3 protein-coding genes and 2 pseudogenes are annotated in these 5,037 nt (G+C 67.2%); 3 read left to right on the top strand and 2 right to left on the bottom strand.

What is annotated here, in order from left to right; genetic code table 11:
• Positions 1 to 262: pseudogene (locus A9W95_RS03380) on the bottom strand (hypothetical protein); the annotation flags it as partial.
• A gap of 203 nt (positions 263 to 465) precedes the next feature.
• Here A9W95_RS03380 and A9W95_RS03375 point away from each other — a divergent pair.
• The 3 genes from A9W95_RS03375 (at position 466) to A9W95_RS03365 (ending at position 4,555) form a co-directional block, all read left to right on the top strand.
• A complete protein-coding gene (locus A9W95_RS03375) occupies positions 466 to 1,611 on the top strand; it encodes an LLM class flavin-dependent oxidoreductase (protein WP_067409223.1) in 1,146 nt (381 codons plus the stop codon).
• 7 nt (positions 1,612 to 1,618) lie between these two features.
• On the top strand, positions 1,619 to 2,947 hold the full coding sequence (locus tag A9W95_RS03370; RefSeq protein ID WP_067409222.1) for an MFS transporter: 1,329 nt from the start codon (positions 1,619 to 1,621) through the stop codon (positions 2,945 to 2,947).
• 174 nt (positions 2,948 to 3,121) lie between these two features.
• A complete protein-coding gene (locus A9W95_RS03365) occupies positions 3,122 to 4,555 on the top strand; it encodes an amino acid permease (protein ID WP_082982865.1) in 1,434 nt (477 codons plus the stop codon).
• Here A9W95_RS03365 and A9W95_RS27115 read toward each other — a convergent pair.
• Positions 4,497 to 5,037 (bottom strand): annotated as a pseudogene (locus tag A9W95_RS27115) (oxidoreductase); the annotation flags it as partial. The gene A9W95_RS03365 and the pseudogene A9W95_RS27115 sit on opposite strands and share 59 nt — an antisense overlap.

Here is a 5,037-nt window from a genome sequence, read left to right as displayed (position 1 = left end):
TGGTCTGGCCCGGAGGCATGGCGATCACCCAGTTGGTCTTGACCCCGCCGCGCGCCGCGGAGACGAACGACCCGCTGAGCTTGGTGGGCAGCGTGCTGCCGGCAGTCGCCGGCTCGAACGGCGCCGGCCCTTGCGGCGGCGCTGCCTGGGGCTCCAGCGGGTCGAGGATGGCGCTCAACGCCCACACTCCGGCGGCTCCCGCACTGGCGCCGGCACCCATCCGGAGCACCGCACGACGGGTTAGGTCAGCCACGAGCGCCATCATCGCGCGCGGGCTCGGCGCTCCCCCTGCACCACGCCGTGTCGGAAATCCAATCGTGACGCTAATTGCGACACGCCGGGGCAACACGCGGAATCGGATCTGGCAGTTTTCAACCCTCCCGATCCGGGCCGCCGTCCCGCACGATCGATCGTTGGACTTCTTGGCCGGAAACGGGCCGAAAAATGTGTGGAAGAGGATTGTCGATGAGCCTGGCTTTTCACTGGTTTCTGCCCACCTACGGGGACTCGCGGAACCTGGTCGCGGGTGGTCACGGGACGGCCATGCACGGTGACCGGCCGGCGACGCTGAAGTACCTGCACCAGATCTGCGCGGCCGCCGAAACCAACGGCTTCGAGGCGGTGTTGACCCCCGCGGGTCTGTGGTGTGAGGACGCTTGGTTGACCACGGCGATGTTGATCGAGCGCACGGAGACGTTGAAGTTTTTGGTCGCGTTCCGGCCCGGCCTGATCAGCCCGACGCTGGCGGCGCAGATGGCCGGCACCTTCCAGCGACACTCGCAGGGACGGCTGCTGCTCAACGTTGTCACCGGCGGCGAACCGCACGAGCAGCAGGCCTATGGTGATTACCTGGACAAGCAGGACCGCTATGCGCGCACCGCGGAGTTCTTGCACGTGGTGCGGCAGTTGTGGACGTCCAGCGAGCCGGTGAGCTTCGCCGGCGAGCACATCCGGGTGCAGGGCGCCGTATTGAACAACCGGCCCGACCCGGTGCCCGCGGTGTTCTTCGGCGGCTCCTCGGGACCAGCTGGGCCGGTCGCGGCCAAGTACTCCGACGTCTACCTGACCTGGGGCGAACCGCTGCCGGCGGTCAGCAAGAAGCTGGACTGGATCCGCGGACTGGCGGTCGACCACGGGCGAATCCTGCAGTACGGCTTGCGAATCCACGTGATCACCCGGGACACCTCAGAGCAGGCGTGGGCCGAAGCCGAGCGGCTGCTGGCCGCGGTCGATCCGGCGGACGTGGAACGGGTGCAGTCCAGCCTGGCGCGCAGCGAGTCCGAAGGGCAGCGCCGCATGCTGGACCTGCACGGCGGCAACAGCAACCAACTGCTGATTGCGCCGAACCTCTGGGCCGGCGTCGGCCTGGTGCGCGGCGGCGCGGGTACCGCACTGGTCGGTTCGCACCAGGAGGTGGCCGACCGGCTGGCCGAATACGCGCAACGCGGCATCAGCCACTTCATCCTCTCGGGCTATCCGCACCTGGAAGAGGCGTACTGGTTCGGCGAGGGGGTGCTGCCCCTGCTCGAGCGGCGCGGGCTGTGGAAGCGTCCGGACGGTCAAGCCCAGCCCGCGCCGTCGACGCCGTTCGCGGTCGCTTCGGCGCACTAGCTTCGACATGGCGACCACCTTGCCCGTCGCGGCGGGCGGGCAACTCGAGTCCGACGCGGCGCGCGACCACCGCCTGCGTACCGTCGTAGCGGCCAGCCTGCTGGGCACCACCGTGGAGTGGTACGACTTCTTCCTCTACGCGACGGCCGCCGGGCTGGTCTTCAACAAGGCCTTCTTCCCGGACCAAAGTTCCTTGGTAGGAACGCTTTTGGCGTTCGCGACGTTCGCGGTCGGGTTCGTCATGCGGCCGGTGGGCGGGCTGGTGTTCGGCCACATCGGCGACCGGATCGGCCGCAAGCGCAGCCTGGCGCTGACCATGGTGATCATGGGCGGAGCGACCGCCCTGATCGGCGCCTTGCCGACCGCCGCGCAGATCGGCGTCTGGGCGCCGGTGCTGCTGTTGACACTGCGCATCCTGCAAGGCTTCGCCCTGGGCGGAGAATGGGCCGGCGCGGTGCTGTTGGCCGTCGAGCACAGCCCCGAGAACAAGCGCGGCCGGTTCGGGGCCATCCCACAGATCGGGCTGGCGCTCGGCCTGGCGTTGGGCACCGGCATATTCGCGTTGCTGCAAGTGTTGCTGGGGCCGACGCGGTTCCTGTCCTACGGGTGGCGCATCGGGTTCTTGGCCAGCCTGGTGCTGGTCGCGATCGGCATCGTGGTGCGGTTGCGGGTCGAGGAGACTCCGGCGTTCGTCGAATTGCACGAGCGCGAAACCGAATCCCGGGTGCCGATGCGGGAGATCGTGCGCGAACCGGGCAGTCGGCGCAACACCGTGCTCGGCCTGTTGTCGCGGTGGGCCGAAGGCTCGGCGTTCAACACCTGGGGCGTCTTCGCCATCAGTTACGCCACCGGCGCGCTGCACCTGGCCAGGGTCCCGGTGTTGATCGTGGTGACCATCGCCGCGCTGGTGATGGCGGTGTTGCTGCCGGTCTCGGGCGCACTGACCGACCGGTGCGGTGCCCGGCGGGTGTATCTGGCCGGCGTGGCGTGCTACGGCGTGACCGTGTTTCCGGCGTTCGCCTTGTTCGGCACCCGCAACATCGCCTGGTTCGGTCTGGCCATGATCGTCGTCTTCGGGATCGTGCATGCGTTGTTCTACGGCGCGCAGGGCACGCTCTACTCGTCGCTGTATCCGACCAGCACCCGGTATACCGGACTGTCGTTCGTGTACCAGTTCTCCGGCATCTACGCCTCGGGCCTGACGCCGATGATCTTGACCGCGTTGATCGCGGCCGCCGGCGGGACACCGTGGTTGGCCTGCGGCTACTTGGTTTTGACGGCGGTCATCAGTGTGATCGCCACGGCCCGGATCCGGGCGCGGGACCTGTACTTGTAGCTGGGCGCCTCCCGCTGGCCTTTCCGCTGGGCTTCCCGCTGGCCTTCCCGCTGGCCAGTGTGCGGCGAGCCGCACACTCGCACCCGAACGTGCGGCTGGCCGCACATCCGTCGTGACACTGGACGCGGCATCTTCCCCTCCGTGTGGTATCGGATTTGCTGCTAGCGTCCGGGAATGCGGCGCACGCAGAAGCGGACCGATCCCGCGGCCGGGGAGGCCGGCGAAACAGCTGAGCCCACCGACACCACTCCGCAACTGCGCCAAGGGTTGTCTCAACGCCAGCTGAACATGATCGCGATCGGCGGGGTCATCGGAGCCGGACTGTTCGTCGGGTCCGCAGTGGTGATCCGGGACGCCGGCCCCGCGGCGTTTCTGACCTACGCCGTGTGTGGTGTGCTCATCGTCCTGGTGATGCGCATGCTCGGCGAGATGGCCGCGGCGCACCCGTCGACCGGATCGTTCGCCGACTATGCGGCCGACGCCCTGGGCGGCTGGGCGGGTTTTTCGGTCGGCTGGCTGTATTGGTACTTCTGGGTCATCGTCGTCGGCTTCGAGGCGGTCGCCGGCGGCAAGGTGCTCAACTACTGGTTCCCTGCGCCGCTGTGGCTGCTGTCGCTGTGCCTGATGCTGTTGATGACCGCCACCAACCTGTTCTCCGTAAGCTCCTTCGGCGAATTCGAATTCTGGTTCGCCGGAATCAAAGTCGCCACCATTGTGGTCTTCCTGGGACTGGGCGCGGCCTTCGTCCTCGGGCTGTGGCCCGGTCGTCATCTGGACTTCAGCAACCTGCACTCGCACGGAGGGTTCTTGCCGCACGGCATCGGCGCGGTCTTCGCCGCCATCGTCGTCGTCATCTTCTCCATGGTGGGCGCCGAGGTCGTCACCATCGCCGCCGCGGAAAGCCGGGATCCGCAGCGCGCCATTGCCCGAGCGACCAGAACGGTCGTGGCGCGCATCGTGATTTTCTTCGTCGGTTCGGTCTTCTTGCTGGTGACCATCCTGCCGTGGTCCTCGGTCGAAGTCGGGGTCTCGCCGTATGTCGCCGCACTCAAACACATGGGCCTGCCCGGCGCGGACCAACTGATGAACGCGGTGGTGCTCACCGCCGTGCTGTCCAGCTTGAACTCTGGGCTGTACACGGGATCTCGCATGCTGTTCGTGCTTGCCGCGCGCGGGGAAGCACCGGCGCGGCTGGTGCGGCTGAGCCGGCGCGGCGTTCCGCACCTGGCGATCTTGTGTTCGTCGGCGGTGGGCTTCGGCTGTGTGCTGATGGCCTGGCTGGCGCCGGGGACGGTGTTCTTGTTCCTGCTCAATTCCTCGGGCGCCGTGGTGTTGTTTGTCTACTTGTTGATCGCGCTGTCACAGATTGTGTTGCGCCGCAGAACGTCTGCAGACAAGCTGCGGGTCAAGATGTGGTTGTTCCCGGCCCTGTCGCTGCTCACCGTCGCCGGAATCGTCGCCGTGCTGGTGCAGATGGCGTTCGACGAGTCCGCGCGCAGTCAATTGTGGCTCAGCCTGCTGTCGTGGGTGGTGGTGGTCGGACTGTATGTCATCGCGCGGGCGCGCCGGCGTGGGCGTCGAGCAGGCCAAGGCACTCCAGATCGGTGACGTACTTGTCGATCAACGCCTCGCTCAGATGCGGCACATCGTGGGTGCTGCCGATGCCCGCGGATTGCACTGCGGCGCGGAACTTTTCGGCCGGCACTCCGGTGCCTTGGGTGGGTTGACCCGGCTTGGCGTAGGCGTTCATCAACGGCAGCAACGAATTTCGTCGCTGATCGTCCGGCAGCGCTTTCATGGCCGCCTCGAACCTGCGCAGCCAATCCGAGTAGTCGTCGATGCGTTCGATGCGTTGGCCCGAGGCGATCAGCCAGTCGACGAAGGTGTCCAGGGAAATGCCGTCGTCGTGGGTGTTGAGCACGTTGTAGGTGTGGTACCCCTCGGTGCACCGCCCGCCCAGGGTTGTGATGGCCTCGGCGGTGAAATCGGCCGGCAGGCCGTCGTAATGGGCGCGCTGCGGGTGGTCCGAGGCGTCCAGTTGGTAGAAGGACCGCGGTGCCAATCCGGTGGCGACCACACTGAGGATCAGT

The sequence above is a fragment of the Mycobacterium sp. 1423905.2 genome (genome assembly GCF_001673155.1).
GTDB lineage: Bacteria > Actinomycetota > Actinomycetes > Mycobacteriales > Mycobacteriaceae > Mycobacterium.
Note: the sequence above shows the minus strand (reverse complement) of the source record. Positions and strands in the feature narration are given on the sequence as shown.